The sequence below is a fragment of the Phaeobacter sp. 11ANDIMAR09 genome, assembly GCF_001294455.1.
Taxonomy (GTDB): domain Bacteria; phylum Pseudomonadota; class Alphaproteobacteria; order Rhodobacterales; family Rhodobacteraceae; genus Pseudophaeobacter.
The window spans coordinates 82,787-107,181 of the sequence record NZ_LIKT01000013.1; the positions used below are offsets into that span (position 1 = coordinate 82,787).

Annotated in this window: 18 protein-coding genes; 9 read left to right on the top strand and 9 right to left on the bottom strand. The window is 58.4% G+C overall.

What is annotated here, in order from left to right:
* Window positions 1–104: 104 nt before the first annotated feature.
* Complete coding sequence (locus tag AN476_RS12680) at window positions 105–2,288, top strand: ATP-binding protein (protein WP_371257350.1); 2,184 nt, start codon at window positions 105–107, stop codon at window positions 2,286–2,288.
* Entirely contained in the window at window positions 2,285–3,694 is a 1,410-nt protein-coding gene (locus AN476_RS12685; RefSeq protein ID WP_054461957.1) for a sigma-54 dependent transcriptional regulator, read from the top strand. Before AN476_RS12680 ends, AN476_RS12685 begins: the two co-directional genes overlap by 4 nt.
* 132 nt (window positions 3,695–3,826) lie before the next feature.
* Here AN476_RS12685 and AN476_RS12690 read toward each other — a convergent pair whose 3' ends face one another.
* A complete protein-coding gene (locus tag AN476_RS12690) occupies window positions 3,827–4,309 on the bottom strand; it encodes a hypothetical protein (protein WP_054461958.1) in 483 nt (160 codons plus the stop codon).
* Between the two features lie 102 nt (window positions 4,310–4,411).
* Between AN476_RS12690 and trkA the strand changes: the two genes are divergently transcribed.
* From trkA to hflX, 4 genes are all read left to right on the top strand, one after another.
* Window positions 4,412–5,788 (top strand): Trk system potassium transporter TrkA, encoded by a 1,377-nt coding sequence (gene trkA, locus AN476_RS12695; protein ID WP_054461959.1) that lies wholly within the window; start codon window positions 4,412–4,414, stop codon window positions 5,786–5,788.
* Between the two features lies 1 nt (window position 5,789).
* Window positions 5,790–7,325, top strand: coding sequence for a TrkH family potassium uptake protein (locus tag AN476_RS12700; RefSeq protein WP_054461960.1), 1,536 nt, complete (start codon window positions 5,790–5,792; stop codon window positions 7,323–7,325).
* A gap of 133 nt (window positions 7,326–7,458) precedes the next feature.
* A complete protein-coding gene (gene hfq / locus AN476_RS12705; protein ID WP_008204623.1) occupies window positions 7,459–7,698 on the top strand; it encodes an RNA chaperone Hfq in 240 nt (79 codons plus the stop codon).
* On the top strand, window positions 7,698–8,969 hold the full coding sequence (gene hflX / locus AN476_RS12710; RefSeq protein WP_054461961.1) for a GTPase HflX: 1,272 nt from the start codon (window positions 7,698–7,700) through the stop codon (window positions 8,967–8,969). Before hfq ends, hflX begins: the two co-directional genes overlap by 1 nt.
* A 76-nt stretch (window positions 8,970–9,045) precedes the next feature.
* On the opposite strand, the gene AN476_RS12715 is transcribed toward hflX, so the two are convergent.
* Entirely contained in the window at window positions 9,046–10,221 is a 1,176-nt protein-coding gene (locus AN476_RS12715; protein WP_054461962.1) for a cation:proton antiporter, read from the bottom strand.
* Window positions 10,222–10,227: 6 nt separating this feature from the next.
* The gene (locus AN476_RS12720) at window positions 10,228–12,705 is read right to left on the bottom strand and encodes a penicillin acylase family protein (RefSeq protein ID WP_054461989.1); all 2,478 of its coding nucleotides are present in this window, start codon (window positions 12,703–12,705) and stop codon (window positions 10,228–10,230) included.
* Between the two features lie 115 nt (window positions 12,706–12,820).
* Between AN476_RS12720 and AN476_RS12725 the strand changes: the two genes are divergently transcribed.
* Window positions 12,821–13,693: an NAD(P)-dependent oxidoreductase gene (locus tag AN476_RS12725; RefSeq protein WP_054461963.1), complete on the top strand. Its 873-nt coding sequence runs from the start codon at window positions 12,821–12,823 to the stop codon at window positions 13,691–13,693.
* Window positions 13,694–13,835: 142 nt separating this feature from the next.
* Here AN476_RS12725 and AN476_RS12730 read toward each other — a convergent pair whose 3' ends face one another.
* Together AN476_RS12730 and hemB are read right to left on the bottom strand one after the other, a co-directional pair.
* A complete protein-coding gene (locus AN476_RS12730) occupies window positions 13,836–14,411 on the bottom strand; it encodes a YSC84-related protein (RefSeq protein ID WP_054461964.1) in 576 nt (191 codons plus the stop codon).
* 242 nt (window positions 14,412–14,653) lie between these two features.
* Window positions 14,654–15,652, bottom strand: a complete 999-nt coding sequence (gene hemB / locus AN476_RS12735; protein ID WP_054461965.1) for a porphobilinogen synthase — start codon at window positions 15,650–15,652, stop codon at window positions 14,654–14,656.
* Between the two features lie 258 nt (window positions 15,653–15,910).
* Between hemB and AN476_RS12740 the strand changes: the two genes are divergently transcribed.
* On the top strand, window positions 15,911–16,438 hold the full coding sequence (locus AN476_RS12740) for a hypothetical protein (RefSeq protein ID WP_054461966.1): 528 nt from the start codon (window positions 15,911–15,913) through the stop codon (window positions 16,436–16,438).
* Window positions 16,439–16,594: 156 nt separating this feature from the next.
* On the top strand, window positions 16,595–20,050 hold the full coding sequence (mfd, locus tag AN476_RS12745; RefSeq protein ID WP_054461967.1) for a transcription-repair coupling factor: 3,456 nt from the start codon (window positions 16,595–16,597) through the stop codon (window positions 20,048–20,050).
* Window positions 20,051–20,092: 42 nt separating this feature from the next.
* Here mfd and AN476_RS12750 read toward each other — a convergent pair whose 3' ends face one another.
* From AN476_RS12750 to AN476_RS12765, 4 genes are all read right to left on the bottom strand, one after another.
* Window positions 20,093–21,766 carry a hypothetical protein gene (locus tag AN476_RS12750; protein ID WP_054461968.1) on the bottom strand — a complete coding sequence of 558 codons (1,674 nt, stop codon included), beginning with the start codon at window positions 21,764–21,766 and terminating at the stop codon, window positions 20,093–20,095.
* Between the two features lie 90 nt (window positions 21,767–21,856).
* Window positions 21,857–23,077, bottom strand: a complete 1,221-nt coding sequence (locus tag AN476_RS12755) for a multidrug effflux MFS transporter (RefSeq protein WP_054461969.1) — start codon at window positions 23,075–23,077, stop codon at window positions 21,857–21,859.
* 230 nt (window positions 23,078–23,307) lie between these two features.
* Window positions 23,308–23,724, bottom strand: coding sequence for a potassium channel family protein (locus tag AN476_RS12760; RefSeq protein WP_054461970.1), 417 nt, complete (start codon window positions 23,722–23,724; stop codon window positions 23,308–23,310).
* Window positions 23,721–24,392, bottom strand: coding sequence for a DsbA family oxidoreductase (locus tag AN476_RS12765; protein ID WP_054461971.1), 672 nt, complete (start codon window positions 24,390–24,392; stop codon window positions 23,721–23,723). The genes AN476_RS12760 and AN476_RS12765 overlap by 4 nt, the downstream gene beginning before the upstream one ends.
* Between the last annotated feature and the right edge of the window lie 3 nt (window positions 24,393–24,395).

Below are 24,395 nucleotides of genomic sequence, written 5' to 3' on the forward strand. Positions count from 1 at the left end.
GTTGCGTGGCTCAAAAGTCACAATTTTGGATGAGGCCAAGCTTGTTTTTTGCCTTGGACCGGTGGCGTAAAACGCGCCAGGCCCGAAATATTGGCACCCTTGGCATGGTCTTGCTTGGCCCGGTCTTGGCGCTTTTGACCTTCCTCATCTTTGGGCCCCTGGGGCATGGCGCCTCTTCGCGGCCGCTGCGTCTGATTCTGCTCGCGGATATGGTCTATATCATGGCGATTGCAGGGCTGGTGCTGACCCAGATCGTGCGCCTGTTTGCGGCACGGCGGTCGAAATCGGCGGGATCTCGCCTGCACCTGCGGTTGATTGGGGCCTTTGGGTTTCTGGCTTTGGGGCCAACGGTGATTGTCGCGGTCTTTGCGGTGCTGACAGTGAACGTCGGCCTGGAAGGGTGGTTTTCTCAGCGGGTGCGCGAGGTGATTGGCAGTTCGCTTTCTGCGGCGGAGGCCTATCAGGAGGAGCAGCGTCGAGATATCACCACCGATGCTCAGGCGCTTGCCCGGTTTTTGGATCAAAGCCGCAGCCGCAGCTATTTCATCAATGATGCTGAATTGCGGCAGGTGCTCACCCAGGGGCAGTTGCAAATCCAACGCGGGCTTCGGGAAGCCTATGTGATTGATGGCATAGGGCGCATTCGGGCACGTGGCGAGCGGTCTTATGAGTTTGATTTTGAACGTCCAAACGCCGAAGATCTGGCGCGTGCCAGCTCTGAGGGTCTGAGCGTCATCCAGGACTGGGACAACAACGAGTTCCGCGCCCTTGTTCGGCTCAATGCCTTTGTGGATCGCTTTCTCTATATCAGCCGGGATGTCGATGGCACTTTGCTGAACCTGCTCGATGAGACCAAAGAAACCGCCCTTTTGTATCAGCAGTTGGAAAACGAACGAGGCCGGGTCCTGTTTGAATTTGGCCTGCTTTACATTGGCTTTGCGCTGATCCTGGTCTTGGCAGCCATGTGGCTGGGGATTTGGTTTGCCGAGCGACTGTCGCGCCCGGTTGGCCGCCTTACGGTCGCCGCCCAGCGGGTCGGCGGTGGGGATCTGAACGTCAAGGTTCCCGAAGAAGACAGCGGCGACGAGATTTCCCAACTGGGCCATTACTTCAACCAGATGACTCACGAACTGCGGGCACAGCGCGCCACCTTGTTGGAGAATACCAATCAGATCGAACGGCGTCGCCGTTTGTTTGATTCCGTGCTTTCCTCGGTCACGTCGGGCGTCGTCGGTCTGGATGACGAAGGCAAGATTACCTTTGTGAACCGTTCTGCCGAACGCTTGCTGGACTGGCACGAAGACCAGCAAAGCCTGGCGCTTTCAGTTGCGATCCCGGAATTTGGGCCACTGTTTGACATATTGGTTGAGAGCGGTGGCGAGGCAGAGCAGGGCGAGGTGAAAGTGACCCGGCAAGGGCGTTTAGAAAACCTGCTGGTCCGCATGTCTCGGCGACGCGGGGACGATGGCAAGTTGGAAGGCTATGTTTTGGCCTTTGATGACGTGACCGATCTGGTCAGCGCCCAGCGTATGGCGGCCTGGGGGGATGTGGCCCGACGGATTGCCCATGAAATCAAGAACCCTCTGACCCCGATCCAGCTGAGCGCCGAGCGTATCAAGCGTAAGTTTGCACCAATGCTGGGTGAGGAAAATAGCGACAAACTGCAGTCGATGACGGATGTGATTGTACGTCAAACGAATGACTTACGTCGGATCGTCAATGAATTTTCCAAATTCGCCCGTATGCCAGAGCCTGAAACCCACGAAGAAGATCTGGTGTCTTTGGTGCGCGATGCGGTGACGTTGCAACAGACCGGCCAGCCGGATGTTACTATTTCAGCAGAGCTTCCACAGGACCCATTGTGGGCGGACCTGGATTCAACCATGATCGGGCAGGCGCTGACCAATCTGATCAAGAACGCAGGCGAAGCCATTGAAACGCTTGCAAAGAAACAACCCGATACAGCTGTGGACCCGCAAATTCGCATCTCCCTGCAAGAGATGCCGACTGGCGGCTACGAGATCAGGATTGCCGACAATGGCATTGGTTTGCCCGAGGATCGAGCCCGGTTGTTTGAACCCTATGTGACCACCCGAAATGAGGGCACAGGCCTGGGGCTTCCGATCGTGAAAAAGATTATCGAGGAACATGGCGGCAGCCTCACGCTTGAGGATGCGCCGATATTTGAAGGGCACCAGCATTGTGGTGCCATGGCAGTTATACGTCTGCCCGCAGCTGCCAGCGCGGAGCAGAGGAACCGGAATACAGTGAAAGCAGGTCTGACATGAGTGACATTCTGATTGTTGATGATGAACGTGACATTCGCGAGTTGATTTCTGACATTCTCGAGGATGAAGGCTATTCCACCCGCAAGGCCGGAAGTTCGGATGAATGTATGTCCCAGCTCGACCAGGAACTGCCAGCGCTGCTGATCCTTGATATCTGGCTCAAGGACAGCCAGATGGATGGCATCGATATCCTGAAAACGGTCAAGCGGGATAACCCCGAGGTTCCTGTGGTGATTATCTCGGGTCATGGCAATATTGAAATCGCTGTGGCTGCGATCAAGCAGGGCGCCTATGACTTTATTGAAAAGCCCTTTAACATTGATCAGTTGATGGTGGTCATCCGCCGCGCCATGGAGGCCTCGCAGCTGCGCCGCGAAAACACCGATCTGCGCCGCAAGGAAAGCGGTGGCTCGGAAATGGTGGGCTCATCAGCCTCCTTCCGCGGCTTGGTCGGCCAACTGGATAAGGTCACCAAATCCAATGGTCGCGTGATGCTGAGCGGGCCGGCCGGCAGCGGCAAAGAGATCGCCGCGCGCTATATCCATTTGAATTCTGCCCGCGCCGGTGCTCCCTTTGTCACCGTGAGCTGTGCTGGAATCGAACCGGACCGGATGGAAGAAGTGCTGTTTGGACGCGAAAGCAGTGAGCGGGGCGTGGAGCCAGGGCTGCTGGAGCAGGCCCATGGGGGGGTGATCTTCTTTGACGAAGTGGCAGACATGCCCCTGGGCACCCAATCCAAGATCCTCCGGGTGTTGGTCGATCAGCAATTTCAACGTGTTGGCGGCAATGACAATGTGCGGGTCGACCTGCGTGTGATCTCTGCCACCAACAAGGATCTGGAAGCAGAGATTTCGGCCGATCGGTTCCGTCAGGAGCTTTATCACCGGCTGAATGTGGTGCCGATCAATGTGCCCTCCTTGGCGGATCGGCGTGAAGATATTCCTCAGTTGGCGGAGTATTTCATTGCGCAGTTCCATGAAAGCCAGGGGTTGCCGCTGCGGGACCTGGCGGATGAAGCCGTTGCATTGATGCAAACGATGACCTGGCCCGGCAATGTGCGGCAGTTGAAAAACATGGTTGAGCGGGTGCTGATCCTGGGGGATGGCACTGGGCCGATTGAGGCCAAGGATCTGCCGCGCGAAGAGGAAAAAATCGCCGAAGAGGGCCGCGTGGTTCTTTCCGGCGCGCTGGCAACCCTGCCGTTGCGCGAAGCCCGTGAGGCTTTTGAACGGGAATACCTGCTGACCCAGATCAACCGTTTTGGCGGCAATATCAGCCGCACCGCCTCCTTTGTTGGCATGGAACGGTCGGCCTTGCACCGGAAATTGAAGTCGCTGGGTGTTGTCACGTCCAACAAGACCGGGGCGCGGATTGCCCATGTGGAAAAGGAAGAAGAAGAGGTTTGAGGCAGGCTGCCTCAGCCCCTTTTACCCTGCGGCCGAACTGTTGGTGACGGCAAAGCTCTCTCATGTGGCCCCAATGGGGGCCATGTCTGTCTGCCGCAGGACACTTCGAGATTTAAGGACGGATAAAAGGCCTTATAGCGGAGGCAGGATAACCGTGTTGCCATTGCTTTGCTGAACTGCGCAGGCGTTTTCGGACAAGCACGCCCCGCGTCGAGTGGAGCCTGGCAGGGATTGTAGTGCTGCGATCTGCTCTTTGCTGCAGCGTGGCAGTTCAAGACGACGATAGCCTTTTTGAGCCATGCAGCGCTGCTCCAGCTGGCTGCGCAGCCCTTGGTTCACATCCACAGTATAGGTGCCGCCATCGACCCAGTAGCCAGGCGTGGTCCAGCAGTGACCATTGTTGCAATGCTGACGTCCTGGGTAATAGACGGGCGGGCGATGGCGGATTTGATTGGCCACGGGGGCCTGTTTGAGCGCCGCGACCTTGCAGGTCAGTGTATCGCTATTGGTGCGCGTCTGGTCCTTGCCTTTGTCGTAATAGACAGGCAGCGGCCCACAGGCGGCAAGCCCAAGAAGAGCAATGGAAATCACGCTGGTTACAGACGGCCTAAACATACAGCAAGATTGTCCCAATTTTCGAGGAGTTACAATTGATTTGACCCCCTTGATGGCTTCTGGCATTCAAATCTGGCGAAATAGCGCCCAAGGGACAGTGGCATGAAAGTTATCATCTGTGGTGCAGGCCAGGTTGGCTGGCAGATTGCGCGTCATCTCTCTGCGGAGCAAAACGATGTCACCGTTGTCGACAGCAACCCAGAGCTGGTGCGTCGGGCGACCGATACGCTGGATGTTCAGGGCGTTGCAGGCTTTGCCTCTTATCCGGATGTGCTGGACCGGGCCGGGGCACGGGACGCGGATATGATCATTGCCGCCACCCATTCGGATGAGGTCAATATGGTGACCTGCCAGGTGGCCCATTCGGTGTTCTCGATCCAGCGTAAGATTGCCCGTCTGCGCGCGCGCAGCTACCTGACGGCGATCTATTCAGATCTGTATCGCCGCGAGCATCTGCCGATTGATGTGGTGATCAGCCCAGAGCGTGAAGTGGCTGCTGCTGCGATGCAGCGCCTTTCTGCTCCGGCGGCCTTTGATACCGAAATTTTCATGGAAGGCGGCGCCCAGCTTCTGGGCATTCAGATCGACGAAGAATGCCCGGTGGTGAACACTCCGCTGCGTCAACTCACGGATCTGTTTTCCACCCTGCGGGCTATCGTGGTCGGGGTCCGCCGCGAAGGCACCCTGTTTGCCCCGGAACCGGGTGATCAGCTGTTTGTTGGGGACAGTTGCTATGTCTTTGCCCATGTAGAGGATGTGGACCGGACCATCGAAGTCTTTGGCAAAGTTGAAAAACGCCAGGACCGGGTGGTGATTGTCGGGGGGGGGAACGTCGGACTCGAGGTGGCCAAGGCGCTGGAAAGCGGCGCCAGCCGCATTCGTGCCAAGATGATCGAAAAAAGCCGCAAATGCGCTGAACATGCCGCAGAAGCTCTGGAACGAACCATTGTGCTCAATGGGGATGGGTTGGACCGTTCGTTGATGATCGAGGCGGGCATCGATCGCGCCGATGCCATGTTGGCGGTGACAGATGATGACAAAACCAACATGTTGGCCGCTGTGCGGGCCAAGGCCGAGGGCTGCCCCTTTGTAATTGCGCTGATCAATGACCCAACCCTATTGCCGCTGTTGTCACCGCTTGGCATTGACGCCTTCATCAACCCGCGAGCCACCACGGTGAGCTCTATCCTGCGCCATATCCGCTACGGCCGGGTGCGTCAGGTCTACAGTATCGGTGATGCCGAGGCCGAAGTGATTGAGGCCGAAGTGATGAGCACCTCCCCGATGGCAGGGAAGGCGATCCGCGATATCGACTTCCCCGAAGGTGTTTTGGTTGGAGCGGTGCGCAAAGGGGGAGAAGTGCTGCGCCCAACCGGGGGCATGAAGATCGATACCGGCGATGTAATCGCTCTCTTTGCCATGGCGGATGACGTGCCCGAGGTGGAACGTCTGATGCAGGTCTCTATCGACTACTTCTAGGATGGGGCGCCGCAACAAGACTCCCAACCGGCTTTTGCGCCTGCCGTTGTTCCTGTTGATCTGGAGCATTGCCTCCCTGGCGATGTGGATCCCGGCAGCCCATGCCCTGGTTCTGGATGATCACCCCACCTCGCGGGCGTTTTTCTATACCGGCGTTCTGGGGCTGTTCATGATCACCCTGGCGGGGCTGTCGCTGGGCAACCGGGTGCCCCGCTATGGCATGCCGGGACAGCTTTTGTCGCTGTTGGCGACCTTTGTGATCCTGCCGTTGTTTTTGGCCCTGCCGGTGCAGGACTCCCTGCGCAACACCAGCTTTTTGAATGCCTATTTTGATATGGTCAGTGCGGTGACCACCACGGGCGCTGACATCTATCAAGATCCGGACCGTTCGCCCGCCAGCGTGCATCTGTGGCGGGCCCTTGTGGCCTGGCTTGGTGGGTTGCTGATGTGGATCTCGGCCTCAGCCGTGTTGGCGCCCCTGTCGCTGGGCGGGTTTGAGGTGACCGCTCGGGGCGAGCCGGGGGGCGGCACTGTTGCGGCCTCACAGATCCAGGATGCCGACCCCAAAAAACGCCTGATCGAGATCGCCCGCACCCTTGCCCCGGTCTATGGCGGGCTCACGGTGGTTTTGTGGATCTTACTCATGATCACCGGCGAGGCCCCTCTGGTTGGTCTGGGACATGCCATGTCGGTCCTAGCCACCTCTGGCATCTCGGCTGTGGGGGGCGTTGAAAATGCCTCTGGCGGCATCGGGGGCGAAATGGTGATGTTCCTTTTTATGTTCTTTGCCCTGTCCCGGCTGACCTTCTCGGATGACACGGTCACGGTGGGCTCGGGGCGACTGGACAAGGATCCTGAGTTTCGCACCGGCTTGCTGATTGTCCTGGGTATGCCGCTTTTGCTGATCCTGTGGCACTGGTTCAAGACCTTTGAGGTTGGGGCCCATAATGACCCGGTGCAGGCGCTCAGATCTTTCTGGGGCAGTTTGTTCACGGTTATGTCTTTTTTGTCCACCACCGGTTTTGAAAGCGCCGATTGGGAAACAACGCGGGAGTGGTCGGGGTTGCAGACGCCGGGCATGATCCTTTTGGGGCTTTCGGTGATTGGCGGCGGGGTCGCCACCACGGCTGGTGGCGTCAAACTACTGCGCGTCTTTGCACTTTACCTCAACGGGATGCGGGAAATGGAACGGCTGGTACATCCCTCGTCGGTGAGCGGCGAAGGCAGCGGCAATAAGCGGCTACAAAGCAATGGGGCCTTTGTGGCTTGGGTGTTCTTTATGCTCTTTGCCCTGTCGTTGTCGCTGATCTCGATCGCGCTCTCGGCCGTGGGCAGCGATTTTGAACAGTCGCTGATCCTGGCCATCGCATCGCTGTCAACCACGGGGCCCTTGACCGAGATCGCAGGCGATGCCCCGATCGTGCTGACCAGCCTGGCGCCTGTGGCCAAGCTGATCCTCTGCTTTGCCATGGTCCTGGGGCGGCTCGAGACCCTGGCGATTATCGCACTTTTGTCTCCAAATTTCTGGCGCAGCTAGGAAAAGGTGGCTAACCTTACTGTGTAAGAGGCGTTTTTCGGCTGGAAACTGTCAAAATCTGCGTTCATAGTCGAAGGTAATAAGGCGCGCTGGTCCGCAACGCGCTGCAAGAACAAAGGCGAGAGATAAGAATATGGCTTCGGACAGACAGAACTTGCAGGATGCATTCCTCAATCACGTTCGCAAAACCAAGGTTCCAGTAACGATTTTTCTGATTAACGGAGTCAAATTGCAGGGGGTCATCACTTGGTTTGACAACTTCTGCGTCTTGTTGCGCCGTGATGGCCAGTCGCAGCTGGTGTATAAACACGCGATTTCCACCATTATGCCGGCCCAGCCGATCAGCCTGTATGAAGGCGAAGACGCCTCTTGATGGAACACGACAGGATCCGCACCCGCGCTTGGGTGCTACATCCGGACATTAAATCTGATCAGGGGCGACGCCCCGCCGAACCCGCTTTGGCGGAAGGTGTGGCCTTGGCCGAGGCGCTGCCTGATCTTGACGTAGTTGGCTCGACTGTCGTGCGCCTGCCCAAGGCTCATGCGGGGATGTTGTTTGGCTCTGGGAAAATTGAAGAGCTGAAAGAGCTATTGCACAGCAACGAAGTTGATCTGGTTTTGATTGATGGGCCGGTGTCTCCGGTGCAGCAACGGAATCTGGAAAAAGCCTGGAAGGTCAAAATTCTGGACCGCACCGGGTTGATCCTAGAGATCTTCTCGGATCGCGCACGCACCCGTGAGGGTGTGCTGCAGGTCGAGATGGCGGCGCTCAGCTATCAGCGCACCCGCCTGGTTAGGGCCTGGACCCACTTGGAACGTCAGCGTGGTGGATTGGGGTTTGTCGGCGGACCCGGCGAAACCCAGATCGAGGCGGACAGACGGGCCATTGATGATCAATTGGTCAACCTGCGTCGGCAATTGGCCAAGGTGGTGAAAACCCGCAGCCTGCACCGGGCCGCTCGGGCCAAGATTCCCTTTCCGATTGTCGCATTGGTGGGCTATACCAATGCCGGAAAATCGACACTTTTCAACCGGTTGACCGGGGCCGAAGTGATGGCAAAAGATATGCTTTTTGCCACCCTGGATCCGACCATGCGCCGGGTAGAAATACCTGATGGTCCTGAGATCATTCTCTCCGACACGGTTGGTTTCATCTCGGATCTACCGACCGAACTGGTGGCCGCCTTCCGGGCGACGCTGGAAGAGGTGCTGGCCGCAGATGTGATCCTGCATGTCCGCGACATCAGCCATGAGGACAGCCAGAACCAGGCCAATGATGTTGCGGCTATTTTGTCCACCCTTGGGGTGGATGAAAACCGGGCTCAGATAGAGGTTTGGAATAAACTGGATCAATTGCCCGATGACATCGCTGAGGCCCGACGGGCGCGGGCGGCGCGCGAAGAGGGAATTCACGCGATTTCCGCCCTGACCGGCGAGGGGATCGAGGCGCTGCTTCAGGATGTCTCTAAGAAGCTGGAAGGCGTCCGCCACATAGAAGAGTTCACGCTCTCTTTTGCCCAGGGCAAAGAGCGGGCCTGGCTGTTTCAACAGGATGTGGTGATCAGCGAGGAGCAGGGCGATGAGGGCTTTGAGCTCACGGTGCGCTGGACGGAGAAGCAAAAGGCGCAGTTCAACGCGCTCTAGATTGGTGGTCTGTTGCTGATCTGGTGAATTTCAAAGGAGCGCAGGTTCGTCTTGCGCTCTTTTTGTTTGTCAGGGCTTAGCCAGTTTTTTCCCGTCCATCGCGGGACAGCACATAGGCGGTGGCAATGGGGCCGATGAGTTCAAACCCTGCGGTGGTGCCGATGGCCAATGCGGTGATCTGATCGCCGAATTGCGACAGCTGTTCTGAGGCTGCTAGCGCCATGCCAATAGCAACCCCTGCCTGAGGCAGCATGGCGGCGCCGTAGAGCTTTCTTTCAGATCGGGGCGCCTGTGCGACAGTGCCACCGATCCAGCCGCCAATAACACGCCCCAGAATGCGCAACAGCGCATAGACAAAGCCGGCACCACCGCCCAGTACCAGTGCCTTTGTATCCAGGGAAGCTCCGGCCAGCACAAAGAAGATAATGAGAAAAGGCCATTCAAAACTGCGCACCTCGTGAAAGGCGCGGCTGTGGTGGCGCGCATGGTTTACGATGGTGGCGCCCACGGTCATGCCGGCTATCAGGTACGACAGCCCGAGCGTCAGAGACAGGCCTGCGGTCAGGAAAATCAGGCCTAAGGCTTCTATCCTGAGGGGCTCGCCGTCGGAAAACCGCCCGATGAGCGCGGCACCGGGCCAGCCAATTGCAAGGCCCAGGGCAAGCGAGCCGCCGAGCTCATAGGCGGCGGTGAGCAGGGGGGCTTCCTCCCCTGCGGCCGAGCCAAACATGCGCAGCGCCAACATTGACAGGCTAAAGGCCAAGAGCCCCCAGGCATCGTCAATGGCGACCAGCCCCTTCAGCCGCCTGGTAAAGCCCGTGTCTTGCCCCGACTGGTCAATCACATCATAGGTTGCAGCCGGATCTGTTGCTGTGGAGAGGGCACCCAGGACCAGCGCCATGGTCAGAGGCAGGCCAAACCCCCACAAACCCAGGGTCACCACGGCCTGTGTGAGTAAAACCACCGAGAGCGAGACAATAATCACCACCCGCCCGTGTTCACGCAGGCCGTCCAAAGACAGAGAGCTGCCCAGCAACAGGGCCACCGCAGTCAATGCCACAATCGCCACAAGTGGGTAAAGATCGGTGATGGCCGTGGGCAGCAGGTCAAATCCGGAGTGCCCAACCAATAGGCCAAAGCCCAGCAAAAGCGTCACCCGAGGCAGTCGCAGTCTTTGCCCGATGCGATCAGCGGCCAGTCCGACAAAAAACAGCAGGCCAAGAACAATGAGTGGCGTGGCGAGGTCCTGCATCCTGCATCAGTTCCTTGGCGTGATGGTGGTGACCCCAACAGCCGCCGCACGGGCCAGCTCTTCGTCCAGTGACATCGGCACATATTCCCCGCGCCGCCAGAGCTGGGCCATGTCGTCGTAATAGCGCGACAGGAAATGTCCCGATTGCCCGGTTGCCAGAATGAACAAGGAGCTGTCGGGATCGGCAAAATCATAGACGCCGCGATAGCCTGCCGCGTGGATATTGTGGAAGGGGTTGGGATCCTGCCCCGAGGTCAGACCGCGCTGCAGGGTGTTGTCGCCACCGCTGGTGGATTGGCGGATGTTCACAAAGAAGCGCAGCACCGGTACGCTGCCCAGGGTCTCATGGTCCTGGGTGGCCTGATGTGCATCGCCCCAGCGCAGAGACTCCAGCGCAGTGCCATAGCGCTCTTCGATCCAGATCAGAGCATCATCCAGCGCCAGACGGGCCATATCGGAGCAGCTTTCCTGTGGCGCGCTCTGGCGCACGTCGCACCAGCTGCTTGCCCCCCCAACATCGCGGTAGACCCGTTCGATGAACAGGGGATCCACCTGGGTGTATGCTTCGGCGAGGGGACCCAGATCATCAGCGATCAGCCGTGATTGCAGGGCCCGCAGCCAGGCAGCATAGATCAGGGGTTCGGGCAGATGCTCGTTCATCTCCCCGTTCCATTCCGACAACAGCGACAGCGCGACCTGGCGTTGGCGCTCGCGGCTGCCTTCCTCGGCAGCGCTGCTGGTGAACCACAGATCAGCGCCGATCAATGGCAGGAGTGAGCGCGCCGTGTAGGAAACGGTATCAAGCTGGGCTTCCATGAAACTGTCGCGGGTATGGACCTCGCGCCCCTGCATCAGTCGGCGCCAACGGTTGATCCGCTGGGTGTCCCCCCAGGTGTAGGAAACATGATTGGGGAAGGGGCGTTCAAGGATCTTGTTGTTGGTATTGCCGAGGATGCCGCCACGGGGGCTGACAAATGCGGGATTGGCGGCATAGGGCGCACGGCCAATCCATCGGTTCACCCGCTGCCAGCCCTGGCTGGGCAGGCGGCCCTGGCTGTGATGGCGGGCATCGCGCGCCGGAAAGGCGCCAATGGTTTTTTGCGCGATCGTCTGCCGGTCCGCCAGTACGAGGTTCTGAGAGGGCGCAACAAAGCCTTCGCCCGCTGCGATGGCCTCAGCCACATTGGCGCTGCGCATCAGCTCAATTGCGGCCGTTAGGCTGGTGTCTTGCGGATCCAGCGCCGTCCAGCCGAGGCTGACAACATGCCCCGGAGGAGTAATTGCCGAGAGACCAAAAAGCGATCCGGGCAGGATCGGTCCGTTTTCGCTCCACCTGAGGGACAGGGTCACGGGCGGTGCATCCTTGATCTTGATGATCGAGGGGCGGCCAGTGAATTTCCGATAGCCCTGGGGGGTGAGGTATTCTTCGGGATTGTCGGGATTGAGTTTTTCGATGAACAGATCCTGATCATCCAGAAACGAGGCAGTGATGCCCCAGCCCAATTGCTCTGAGCGGCCAGACAGAATTGCCGGAATGCCGGGGATTGTGCCGCCGATGACGCCGCCTGTGGCCAGTTCCATGCGGGCCAGATACCAACTGCCCGGAGCAGTGAGTTGCAGATGGGGGTCATTGGCCAGCAGGCTGCCCCCTGCGGCTGAGCGGTTCGGAGCGGCAGCCCAGGCATTGGAGGCGCCTCCAAAGCCGCGGGCGGTTACGGGAAACAGGCTGTCTTTGGCGGGCAGCGACTGCGCTTCGGCATAGCGGGGCAACTCCGGGAACAGGCTGGCATATTCGGGCAGGGCGGTGATGCCTTTACCAGGGGAGTCGGGCAGAATATCCTGGAGGCGCGCCGGGTCAGAAAGCGCCAGCGAGGTTTGCGCCCGCAAGATCTCATCCTGCAGATGGTTTGACGCACGCAGCGCCATGAGCTTCATCACGGCGATACTATCGGCCGGCTGCCAGGGCGACATTGGCATATTGAAGAGGAACATTTCCGGCGCGCCGCGCCCCAGAGCCTCCTCATTGATTTCCTGGATACGGGCATTCACCCCGGCGGAATAGGCCTTGAGCGATTGCAAAGCCTCTGCTGATTGGACTGCAACCGATTGCTGGGACAGGCCATAGAGATCCAGACGCCGCACAAAGAGATCGGTGTCGAGCGTGCGGCTGCCAAAGACCTCGGAGAGGCGGCCCTGAGCGGTGCGGCGCAGCACCGCCATCTGCCACAACCGATCCTGCGCATGGGCATAGCCCAAGCCAAAATAGACGTCCTCATCGCTGGCCCCATAGCTGCCAAAAATATGTGGGACATTGGCATTGTCGCGAATGATACTCACCGGCGCCGACAGCCCTGGAAGCGAGATTTCCTTGTCATACTCGGGTAGGGACTGTGCGGCCAGATAATAGGCCAGTCCGCTGGCAACCAGTGTCAGGAGAATCAGAGTCGCTGCCAGCCGAAACAGCCAGTGGAAAAGACGTGCTATCAAGAGCCAGTTTCCTAATATTTTATGGCATTGGCGCCCCGCATGTGATTGCACCCTGCGGGACCGATGGTACTGTGGCGCCAACATAAGCCAGTTCGGAACAGGGGAAAAGCAAATGGCAAAAATCGCGTTTTTGGGGTTGGGGGTCATGGGCTACCCAATGGCAGGACATCTGAAATCCGCAGGTCATGAGGTCTGTGTCTACAACCGCACAACCGCGAAAGCAGAGCGTTGGGCTCAGGCGCATGGCGGCAGTTTTGCAGCCACCCCGCGAGAGGCCGTTCAGGGGGCGGATTTTGTCATGGCCTGTGTCGGCAATGATGACGATTTGCGCGGGATCTGTCTGGGGGAAGATGGGGCTTTTGCCGGCATGGCTGCGGGCAGCGTTTTTGTGGATCACACAACGGTTTCGGCCAAGGTCACCTGCGAGCTATATGACGCCTCCGGTGCCAATGGGATCAGTTTTGTCGATGCGCCGATCTCGGGTGGGCAGGCCGGTGCAGAGAACGGCGTTTTGTCGGTGATGTGTGGTGGCGATCCGGAGGCCTATGAACGCGCCGCGCCTATCATCGACGCCTATGCGCGGATCTGCCGTCGCATTGGCGACAGTGGCGCGGGCCAGATGACCAAGATGTGCAATCAGATTGCAATTGCCGGCTTGGTTCAGGGGCTCAGCGAAGCACTGCATTTTGCCGAGAAGGCGGGCCTGGATGGGCGCGCGGTGGTTGAGGTGATCAGCCAGGGCGCCGCTGGCAGCTGGCAGATGGCCAACCGTTATGAGACCATGCTGGATGATCAGTTCGAACACGGATTTGCCGTGGACTGGATGCGCAAAGATCTGGGTATCTGCCTGGATGCGGCTGATCAAACGGGTGCCAGCCTGCCTGTCACCGCTCTGGTGGACCAGTTCTACAAGGATGTGCAAAAGCTGGGCGGTGGACGCTGGGACACGTCCTCTTTGCTCAAGCGTCTGCGGGCGATGGATTGATCCCTGAGCTGCTTTGCTCTAGCCGCCCTTAGCCTGGGGGGCCTGTGACGCAGAGCATGAGAAACAGAAAGGCCGTGCAAGATAATTTGCACGGCCTCTTTTTAGGCGACCCTTCGAGGGGCGTCTTTGGAAAGATCCCCTCTTAGGGGATGATGCGGGTGTATTTTGTGCCTTCCAGTGTCGCGCCAATGCGCAACCCGGCCTGACCAAACACCGCCGCCAGCACCGGAGAGGTCAGAGTGTTTGTATCAGCCGTGATGTTATTGCCGTCATCGCGCAGAACATATTCCAGATCCGCTCCAGCAGCCCAGCCCGAAGAACGACGGAAACTGCTGAGCGCATCCTGGGTCATGAAGAATAGAACATGGGCATATTGCTGGGCGCCAATCTGCAGCCCGGCATTGCCTTTGACGGTTGAATAATAATCCACGGTGGCGCCATTGATCAAAAGCGCCCCACGGCCATAGGCCCCGCCAACGATGAAGCCGGCCTCGGTTACCAGCGGCATCACCAGCATACCTGTGGATTTTGCCGCCAGGGTCTGCGTGTTGGGGTAAAGACTGTACATTTGATTCAGAGTTGAATCCACGCGGGCGTCGATTGTGGCACCATTGTTGGTGCCAATGCCATTTCCGCAAGCGGCCGTGACGCCTGCACCGGCCAAAAGGCTAAGGGTGAAGCCACGACGTGACATGCGGTAAAAAGATGTGCTGCTCATATATCCAGTTGCCTGTCCTGGAGCTCAAAGCGGAGAAATGAAGGGGAGTGTTCCTACCCTCACGCCGGCCCCGAGCGGTGTCAAGTTGAAGGCCGGTTTTCCGGCTCTGCCTGCATATATAGGCCTTTTCTGGCCAGGTGTCATCACTTGGCCAGGCAGAAGCTCATCAAATGGGCGGCATATTGCTCTTTTCTAGGCGCGCTTATACGGGTCCGGCCGAGCTGAGTGGCGCCTAAGCGCGGCTAGCCGTTTAGGATCCGGGCCGTTTGCGGTGCAAAATAGCTCAGAATTCCGTCACAACCGGCCCGCTTAAAGGCCAGTAGGCTTTCGAGCATGACCTGTTCGCCGTCGATCCAGCCATTCTGCGCCGCCGCCTGGATCATCGCGTATTCGCCAGAGACCTGATAGGCAAAAGTGGGGGTGCCAAAGGTGGATTTCACCCGGTGGCAGATATCCAGATAGGCGATCCCCGGCTTGACCATCACCATATCCGCGCCTTCTTGCAGGTCGCGTTCGATCAGACGCATGGCCTCATCACTGTTTCCGGGATCCATCTGATAGGTCTTCTTGTCACCCTGCAGCGCGCCCGAGGCCCCAACCGCATCGCGAAACGGCCCGTAATAGCCCGACGCGTATTTCGCCGAATAGGATAGGATCGCAACATTGCGATGACCGGCCGCTTCCAAGGCGCTGCGCATGGCACCAATCCGCCCGTCCATCATATCCGACGGGCCGATGATATCAGCGCCCGCTTCGGCCTGAGCCAGCGTCATCTTGACCAGAGCGTCGACGGTTTCATCATTGAGGATCTCGCCGTCAACAACATAGCCGTCGTGACCATTGATATTGTAGGGGTCCAGGGCGACATCGGTCATCACCGAGATATCTGGCGCGACGGCTTTGATAGCGCGGATGGCCTGGTTGCATAGATTGTCCGGGTTCCAGGCTTCGGCACAGTCTTCGGTCTTGAGGGCCGCATCGGTATAGGGAAACAGGCAGATCGCAGGAATGCCCAGCGCCTGCGCTTCGACCGCGGCCTCTGCAATTTTATCAACAGAGCGGCGCACGACCCCAGGCATCGAGCTCACAGGCTCCTCAATCCCCTCTCCATCACGCACAAAGACCGGCCAGATCAGATCATCTGTTGTCAGGGTGTTTTCACGCACCAAAGCCCGCATCGCGGGGCTGACCCGGGTACGGCGCAGGCGGGCGGCGGGAAAGGAGGCGACGGTCGGCTTCATCTGGAACTCATCTGTTTGGTTGTTCGGGGCCTCTGACGTCGCATGGAAGCCCGGTTGCTGGCAAGTGGCACAATCGCCGCGCTTTTTGCAATCTGCTGTGGTCACAGATGCCGCAGGGGCTTGTTTAACCCTATGCGACAGAGGATACAGGGCCGCGGATGACAGGATGCAGGGCTATGGGGCTGCAATCCAAAATCTGCACCAAAAGACTGCTTTGGTCGGTTCTGCGATCCCTGCGCAAAGAGAGGCGTAAACGTTTTGAATTTGTTTGAAACCCTGTCCGAGATGATTGATCTGCGGTCCTTTTCCAATCTTTGGTATTGGATTGCCCTTGCGGTTTTGTGGTCCACGCTGAGCCATCGGATTCTTGGCGTTCCCTTTGACATGGTCGGGCGGGCTCGAAAATACGGTGGGCAATCGGCACAGGATCTAGAAGACCTGGTGCGGATCAATGTAAACCGGATGACCTTTGTGGTGAATTCCGCCGGGGTCTGGCTGTTGGGGCTGGCCTGTTTTGTCCTGTCGGTTCTGGCGACCCTTGGGTTCATACTGCATGTCGAAATTGCCCAAGCGGTGTTTTTGCTGGTCTTTCCGCTGGCGCTAGTGGTGCTGCTCAACCTGGTTACGGCGGATAAGATCCTTCGGAAGCAAGCCCAGGGTGAAGATCTGTATAGGGCAATGACAACCTGTCGGTTTTTGATTCAGTTGTTGGGAATGATCTGTATTTTTGTAACCGCTTTGTGGGGCATGTATCAAAACCTGCATATCGGCCCGCTGGGCGGCTAATGATAGCTGCAACGCGCGGGGTGGTGGCGTTTGGGACGTCTCCCGGAGCGTTCAGCTAACAGGGGCCTTGCCCCATTACGATCCGCAGGCAGTTTTTACCGGACTCAATGCCGCCAGAGTGGCTTGGGGAACAGATGTTGAGAGGAGAGGCGCGATATGGCGCAACGAGCGATTACCATGGGCGGCGCGCCCGAAGGCTTTGATGCCCGGCTGATCCTGAATGAGTTGGAAAAATCCGGCCAGCCCGTTTTGCATATCGCTCGCGATGACAAGCGCATGGAAGCGATGCGGGCTGCGCTGGCCTTTTTTGCGCCCGACATACCGGTGATGGTGTTTCCAGGCTGGGATTGTTTGCCCTATGACCGGGTCTCGCCCAATGCAGATGTGGCGGCTGCGCGGATGGCCTGTTTGGCGGCGCTGGTGCATCAGATGCCAAAGCAGTTCATTCTGCTCACCACTCTCAACGCCGCCAGCCAGCGGGTGCCTGCCCGCGCTGTGCTGCGCGACGCGGCCTTTTCCGCGCGGGTGGATCAGCGGGTGGATGAAAAATCCCTGCGCGAATTCCTGGTGCGCATGGGGTTTGTGCAAAGCCCCACCGTGATGGAGCCCGGCGACTATGCCATTCGGGGCGGCATCATCGATATCTTCCCGCCCGGCGACAGCGGCCCGGTGCGGCTGGATTTCTTTGGCGATGTGCTGGACGGCATCCGCCGTTTTGATCCGGCCAGCCAACGCACTACCCAAAAGCTGGATCTGATCGAATTGGCCCCGGTCTCGGAGGTGATCCTGGATGAAGCCGCTATCACTCGCTTTCGCCAGAACTACCGGATCGAATTTGGGGCGGCAGGCGCGGACGATCCGCTCTATGAGGCCGTGAGCGCCGGGCGCAAGCATCAGGGTATTGAACATTGGCTGCCGTTCTTTCACGAAAGACTGGAAACGCTGTTTGACTATATGCCCGAGTCCACGGTCACGATTGATGATCAGGTCACCCCGGCGCGTTTGGCGCGTTGGGACAGCATCGAAGACCAATATGAGACCCGCAAGATTGCCATGAGCCAGAAGGGGCGCATGGATACCGTCTACAAACCCACCCCGCCGGGGCTGCTCTATCTGGATGATGCCGCTTGGGAGGCAGCCGTTGCCCCCCAGCGTCGTATCCAGCTGCACCCTTTGGCGCAGGCTTCTGGGCCGGGCGTAGTGGATGCTGGGGGGCGCATTGGGCGCAATTTTTCCCCCGAGCGACAGCAGGAAAATGTTAGCCTTTTTGGGGCCTTGGCGGATCATATTAAGATACGACTGCATCATGGGCCGGTGGTTGTCGCCTCCTATTCTGAGGGGGCACGCGAACGTCTGACCGGGTTGATCGAAGACGAAGGGCTGGCCGAGGTCATCCCGGTGATGGATGGCACGCGGATCGGAAAATCCGGGCTGCATCTGGCGGTTTGGGCGCTGGAGCACGGGTTTCAGACCGACGATTTGACGGTGATTTCTGAGCAGGATGTTCTGGGGGATCGCCTGATCCGGGCGCCGAAAAAACGCCGCAAGGCCGAGAACTTCCTGACCGAGACACAATCGCTCAGCCCCGGTGACCTGGTGGTGCATGTGGATCACGGCATTGGCCGCTACAAGGGGATGGAAGTCGTCTCAGCTGCTGGTGCCGCCCATGAATGCCTGCTGCTGGAATATGCTGAGCAATCCAAGCTCTATCTGCCGGTAGAGAACATCGAGCTCTTGTCGAAATACGGCCATGACGAAGGGCTGTTGGACCGTCTGGGCGGCGGCGCCTGGCAGGCGAAGAAGGCCAAGCTCAAAGAGCGTATCCGCGAAATGGCGGATAAACTCATCCGGATCGCAGCAGAACGCGCCCTACGCCGTGCCCCTGCAATGGATCCGCCACCGCATGCCTGGGAGGAGTTCTCGGCTCGCTTCCCCTATCAGGAAACCGATGATCAGTTGCGGGCCATTCAGGAGGTCATGGCGGATCTGACCTCTGGACAGCCGATGGACCGGTTGATCTGCGGCGATGTGGGTTTTGGCAAAACCGAAGTCGCCATGCGGGCGGCCTTTGTGGCGGCCATGTCGGGCGTGCAGGTGGCTGTGGTGGCCCCGACCACGCTACTGGCGCGTCAACATGCGGCCTCCTTTGCAGAACGCTTTCGGGGATTTCCGTTAGAAGTCAGACAGTTGTCGCGCTTTGTTTCGGCAAAAGACGCCGCCAAGACCCGCGAAGGCATGGCCAAGGGCACGATTGATATCGTCATTGGGACTCATGCACTGCTGGCCAAAAATATCCGGTTCAGTAACCTCGGCCTGTTGATCATTGATGAGGAGCAGCATTTTGGTGTCGGTCACAAGGAACGGCTGAAACAGCTGCGCTCGGATATCCATGTGCTGACCCTGACCGCAACACCGATCCCGCGTACGCTGCAGCTCAGCCTGACGGGCGTACGCGATTTGTCGATCATCGGCACCCCGCCGGTGGACCGTCTGGCGATCCGTACCTACGTCAGTGAATTTGACGCCGTCACCCTGCGCGAGGCGCTATTGCGGGAACATTATCGCGGTGGGCAAAGCTTTTACGTGGTGCCGCGCATCTCGGACCTCCCCGAGATCGAGGCCTTCCTGAAAGAGCAATTGCCAGAGCTTACCTATGTGGTCGCCCATGGGCAGATGCCCCCGGGAGAGCTGGATGACCGGATGAACGCCTTTTATGATGGCAAATATGATGTTCTGTTGGCGACGACGATTGTTGAAAGCGGTCTCGATATTCCTACCGCCAATACCATGGTGGTTCATCGGGCCGATATGTTTGGCCTGTCGCAGCTCTACCAGATCCGGGGCCGTGTGGGCCGCTCCAAGACCCGCGCCTATGCCTATCTGACCACCAAGCCGCGCCAGCGCCTGACGCCGGCGGCAGAAAAGCGTCTGCGGGTGCTCGGCTCGCTGGATACGCTAGGGGCCGGGTTTACTCTGGCCAGCCAGGATCTGGATATTCGGGGCGCCGGCAATCTGCTGGGGGAGGAACAATCCGGTCAGATGCGCGATGTCGGCTATGAGCTCTATCAGTCGATGCTGGAGGAGGCGATTGCCAAGATCCGCTCCGGTGAGCTGGAGGGCCTGAGCGATGGTGACGCGCAATGGGCTCCGCAGATCAATCTCGGTGTGCCGGTGCTGATCCCGGATGCCTATGTACCGGATCTGGATGTGCGCCTTGGTCTTTACCGTCGCCTGTCCTCATTGACGACCAAGGTAGAGTTGGAAGGTTTTGCCGCGGAGCTGATCGATCGGTTTGGGAAATTACCTAAAGAGGTCAATACCTTGATGCTCGTTGTTCGCATCAAAGCAATGTGTAAACGGGCCGGAATTGCCAAACTGGACGCAGGCCCGAAGGGCGCGACAATTCAGTTCCACAACGACAAATTTGCCTCGCCCCAAGGGCTGGTTGACTTCATTCAGGGCCAGAATGGCCTGGCTAAGGTCAAGGACAACAAGATCGTGGTGCGTCGTGACTGGAAGAAAGACAGTGACAAGATCAAAGGTGCCTTTGCCATTGCACGCGATCTGGCTGAGCGCCTGATTGCTGAGCGCAAGAAAGCAAAGGCCAAGTAAACACTGATGAAGAAGCCCGGTCAGGTTGATCGGGCTTCGGGGTTAGCTGCCACAGCAGCTTTGCGGTTGCATGGCGACCTGGGCGCAGCCGCAGGAGGCAAAGACACCATCGGAGCGCGCCTGGGCGAGGTCGAGCTTTTGCTTGATGTGCTGGATCTCAACTGCTTCGCCACGCGCATTCAGGCAGTCGTACAAGCCTTTGAGGCTCCAAACATTATCCGGATGCACGGAGGCGCGGGACAGGGTGTCATCCAGGCCTAGATCTGCGCGGTAAACCGCTTCAGCCTCTGCTACGTGCCCCTGTTCCAATAAGAGCGCGCCCAGCGCGTGGCGGGTGGGCTGCATCCAGCCCCAGGGCTCGTCATAGGGCAGATTGTCATCCAGGTCGACAGAGCGGCGCAGATGCTCATAGGCCAGCGCGTAGTTCTCTTTGCGATATTCAATCTCGCCGCGCAGCATTTCGCGGGCGATTTCCAACAGATCCACCACGCGGTTGTTGTGCATCAGGCGGCTGTCAGGCACCCGGGCCTTAGCCGCGAGAAAGCGTTGTTCCTCCGCTTCGGCCTCAGCCACCTGGCCGGTAGCTGCATAGCCAATGGCGCGGGCATAATGGGTGGTCGCGGTCAGGGTGCAATACAGGTCACGATCTTCGGGAAGTTCCAGCTCGATGCAGTCCTGCCAGCGGCCAAAACGGATCAGGATATGGGGATGCATCGCCATATAGGATTCAAAATAATCCGCCATTGGTGGGCTCTCAATACGGAGCATCTCTTCCGGTGTGGTCTCCCACAACCCGGCGTTGGCACGCAGAGCGGGCTCCATTTGTCCAAGGAAAAGAGCGCCATAGATCACGAAGTGATAGTCGTGCTGGCGATATCCTGTGTAGATGTTATAGGCCCCTTCGCGGGCGTAATATTTCAGATCCGCCTGGACTGCTTCCTCATTCCACAAAACCACGTCGTGATAGTTGCCACATAGGACGTCAATATGTGTGGGCATATGCACCAGATGCCCCGCATCCGGCACCAGCCGGCGCAACACATCGGCGGCCTTTAGCGCTTTCTCCGGGCTGGGCGACATCTCCATCAGATGCACATAGAGGTGCAAAAGGCCCGGGTGTTGCATGGCGCCGGGAGAGGCCGCCATTGCGGCTTCGAGCACCTGTTGCGCCTCTTGCGTTGCGGCGCCTTTCGCAGGAAGGCCGGATTTCAGATCCCACATCTTCCAGGGAGTAAGGTTCAGCAGGCTTTCGACATAGACCGTGCGCAAATCCAGATGGGTGTTGCACCTGGCAAAGGCCCTGCGCATGGCATCGGCGAAATCAAAATCCCAGGCATGCATGTCTTGCACCAGGTCGCGTTGGGGGTAGCGGGCCTGTAGCGCGTTGATCAACAGGGTCTCTGCCGTTGTGCAGCCTGCTAGGTGTGCGAGAGCCGCCTGACTGGCCTCATAGGCCGCAGCCAGGGCCGAGGCGCGCCCCTCTTGGTCGTGCAATTCCCAGGGCATATTGTAGTTGGGTCCAGAGGCATAAGCGAGCCCCCAATGGGCCATGGCGCAGGTGTCATCATGGCTGAGCGCTTGTTTGAAACAGGCAATTGCCTCTTGATGGTTATAGCCATAGGTCCAGATCAATCCCCGATCAAACCACAGTTGCGTCAGGGGTGAATGGGTCGTGATAGGACAGGAGTAGTTGCCCAGATCATACGGATATTCCATAAAAAACCTCTCCAAGATTTCTGGAGAGGTTAGAAGCTCGCAGGGCAAGCGGCAAGCGGTCACGTGACGCTGCTTGCGGCAATGCTGAGGCTAGGCCAGCATCCGGGCTTCAACCCGTGCGATATGGAGCATAACCAGATACCCGCCGGTGGACATCACCAGGATGCCAAGCGTGATTGGCAAAAGAGTGCCATCAAACAACAGCCCGATCGGCGCTGCGATGACGGCGGCAAAGACGGTGGAGATCGCCCCAATGACTGAAGCCGCCATGCCGGCGATATGCCCCATGGGCTCCATCGCCATGGCGTTAAGATTGCCCAGCGTGGTGCCGGCCATAAAAAAGACGGTGGTTTGCCAGGCGACAAAGCAGCCAAAAGCCAGGGTCCCGGGCAGGGAAATGGTTTCGAGTGCGAGCATGAGGCTGGAGAGCAGGATCTGAAAACCCAGTGACCATGTCACGATGCGGCGCATCCCAATGCGCACCACAACGGCGGCATTCAGCAGGCTGGCGCTGCCAGAGATCAAGGCGACAAGGCTGAACCAGAAGGGAAAGCTATCGGCACGATCAAAGATCGTGCCATAGATCTGCTGTACCATGGTCAGCATGGTGAAAAGTATCGCCAGGCACAGGGTTTGCACCACGATAGACAGGCGTACGGTGGGATGCTGGGCCATTTCTTTGACCGCGGCCAACATCAAAGGCGCTCTAAAGGGCCGACGATTTTCACGGGCCAGGGGTTCTGGCAGGCGCAGCATGGTCCACAGGGAGATGATCACAGCAAACAGCGCAAAGGCGGCAAAAATGCCCCGCCAGCCCACCAGAATGATGACAAACTGGCCAAGCATCGGGGCAATTGCCGGAACTAGGGTAAAAATCAGCATGGCAATGGACATCATGCGGGCCATTTCACGGCCGGAATAGAGATCGCGGACGATTGCAATTGCCACAACCCGAGGGCCGGCTGCGCCCAACCCCATTGTCACCCGCGCAAAAAGGACCAGCTCCAGCGAGGTAGAGGCCCAGGCGATACCAGCGGAGAGAATGTAAACCACAGCTCCGACGATGATCACGGGCTTGCGGCCAAAGGCATCAGACAGCGGGCCGGTAAAGAAGGTGCCAATGCCCATGCCCAGCACAAAGGACGTGAGGATCAATTGTGCGCGATTGACGTCATCAGGGCTGAGGTTTGCGCCGATTTCCGGCAGAGCCGGCAGCATGGCATCGATGGAAAAGGCAACCGTGGCCATCATCATCGCAACCAGAGAAATGAATTCGGCCTTGGACATGGCCTGGGCGTTTTTCGACGTCATAGGGATCCTCGCAAGAGACAACGGGGATCAAGGAAAGGGTGTTTCCAGTCCGGGTCTCGTATCCTTGCGGCTATCATGCGGTTCCGCCAGACGCCATGGCTCAAAACGCACAGAGCTATGTGCATTGTTGTTTTGTGTAGTATGTCGAGCAGACAGCTCTTGTGCAGCGGGGCTTCCAAGAGGGGCCGTGGCCCGCATGACTTGGCTCCACACCGGCCGGCGAGCCCCGTCTAAGCCTCGCTGCCCGGGTTCTGGGGGGAGTGACCCGATGGCTTATGGGTCGTCTTACCTTGGTGGGGTTGGTCATCTCTATTTGCTGCTGAACCTTCATCGTCAGGCTTGTGATGACCAAGCCGTGCAAAAAGCCATTCGTTGTGCTCCTGCCGCTTGAGCAGCTGGACCTTGGCAAATTCATGGATTGCCAGGGCAAAGACACCTAGGCCGCCAAAGATCAGAAATGTCGTGGCCAGTTTGCCGGCAACGGTGACTGGCACCAGATTGCCATAGCCCACGGTCGAGATAGTGACGACGGTGAAGAAATAGGAATCAACCCAGCTCCAGCCTTCGATGATGTGAAAGAAAACCGTGCTGCTACTGATGACGACAAGGAGGGCCACAAAGATGGTGATATTTCTGAGTTGCTTCATGAATCACTCGCAGGCGTTTGAAGTTGCTCCATTATATCTGCAATCACCTGTTTCCACATCCCAGGTTGCTGGGCACCAGGAACCGCATGTTGGTTGGCGATGATAAAGGTCGGCACAGAGGAGACGCCCATTTTACGGGAATGGGAATCCCGGTTGCGAATGTCTTCGACGTCACTGTCTCCGGATAAAAGCTGCCGGGTTACCTCGCCCTGCATGCCGATGCTTTCAGAAATCTCGACCAGAACATCCCGATCGCCAATATCACGGGCCTGGGCAAAATAGGCATCAAACAGGGCATCGACCATGGCGCTTTGCTTGCCTTCGATCCCGGCCCAATGGATCATGCGATGGGCGTCGATGGTATTTGGTGTGCGCTTCATGCCTTCAAAATCAATGCTCAAACCGGCTTTTTCAGCATGTTCCACTACAGGTGCATAGGCCTTGACCGCGCCTTCCTTGCCACCAAACTTGGCTTCCAGATAGGCGCGGCGATCCATGCCTGCGCGAGGCATATCGGGGTTCAGCTGAAACGGGTGCCATTCAATGACAAAGGGATGATCAGGAATTTCAGCCAGGGCTTTGTCCAGGTGGGTTTTGCCGATGTAGCACCAGGGGCAGATCGGATCGGAAATGATGTCCAGCTTTACGGAGGGCAGATCGGCGGTCATGGG

Coding starts and splice junctions, on each gene's coding strand:
- AN476_RS12680 (WP_371257350.1), top strand. CDS start 105: ATGGTCTTGCTTGGCCCGGTCTTGGCGCTTTTGACCTTCCTCATCTTT.
- AN476_RS12685 (WP_054461957.1), top strand. CDS start 2,285: ATGAGTGACATTCTGATTGTTGATGATGAACGTGACATTCGCGAGTTG.
- AN476_RS12690 (WP_054461958.1), bottom strand. CDS start 4,309: ATGTTTAGGCCGTCTGTAACCAGCGTGATTTCCATTGCTCTTCTTGGG.
- trkA (WP_054461959.1), top strand. CDS start 4,412: ATGAAAGTTATCATCTGTGGTGCAGGCCAGGTTGGCTGGCAGATTGCG.
- AN476_RS12700 (WP_054461960.1), top strand. CDS start 5,790: ATGGGGCGCCGCAACAAGACTCCCAACCGGCTTTTGCGCCTGCCGTTG.
- hfq (WP_008204623.1), top strand. CDS start 7,459: ATGGCTTCGGACAGACAGAACTTGCAGGATGCATTCCTCAATCACGTT.
- hflX (WP_054461961.1), top strand. CDS start 7,698: ATGGAACACGACAGGATCCGCACCCGCGCTTGGGTGCTACATCCGGAC.
- AN476_RS12715 (WP_054461962.1), bottom strand. CDS start 10,221: ATGCAGGACCTCGCCACGCCACTCATTGTTCTTGGCCTGCTGTTTTTT.
- AN476_RS12725 (WP_054461963.1), top strand. CDS start 12,821: ATGGCAAAAATCGCGTTTTTGGGGTTGGGGGTCATGGGCTACCCAATG.
- AN476_RS12730 (WP_054461964.1), bottom strand. CDS start 14,411: ATGAGCAGCACATCTTTTTACCGCATGTCACGTCGTGGCTTCACCCTT.
- hemB (WP_054461965.1), bottom strand. CDS start 15,652: ATGAAGCCGACCGTCGCCTCCTTTCCCGCCGCCCGCCTGCGCCGTACC.
- mfd (WP_054461967.1), top strand. CDS start 16,595: ATGGCGCAACGAGCGATTACCATGGGCGGCGCGCCCGAAGGCTTTGAT.
- AN476_RS12750 (WP_054461968.1), bottom strand. CDS start 21,766: ATGGAATATCCGTATGATCTGGGCAACTACTCCTGTCCTATCACGACC.
- AN476_RS12755 (WP_054461969.1), bottom strand. CDS start 23,077: ATGACGTCGAAAAACGCCCAGGCCATGTCCAAGGCCGAATTCATTTCT.
- AN476_RS12760 (WP_054461970.1), bottom strand. CDS start 23,724: ATGAAGCAACTCAGAAATATCACCATCTTTGTGGCCCTCCTTGTCGTC.
- AN476_RS12765 (WP_054461971.1), bottom strand. CDS start 24,392: ATGACCGCCGATCTGCCCTCCGTAAAGCTGGACATCATTTCCGATCCG.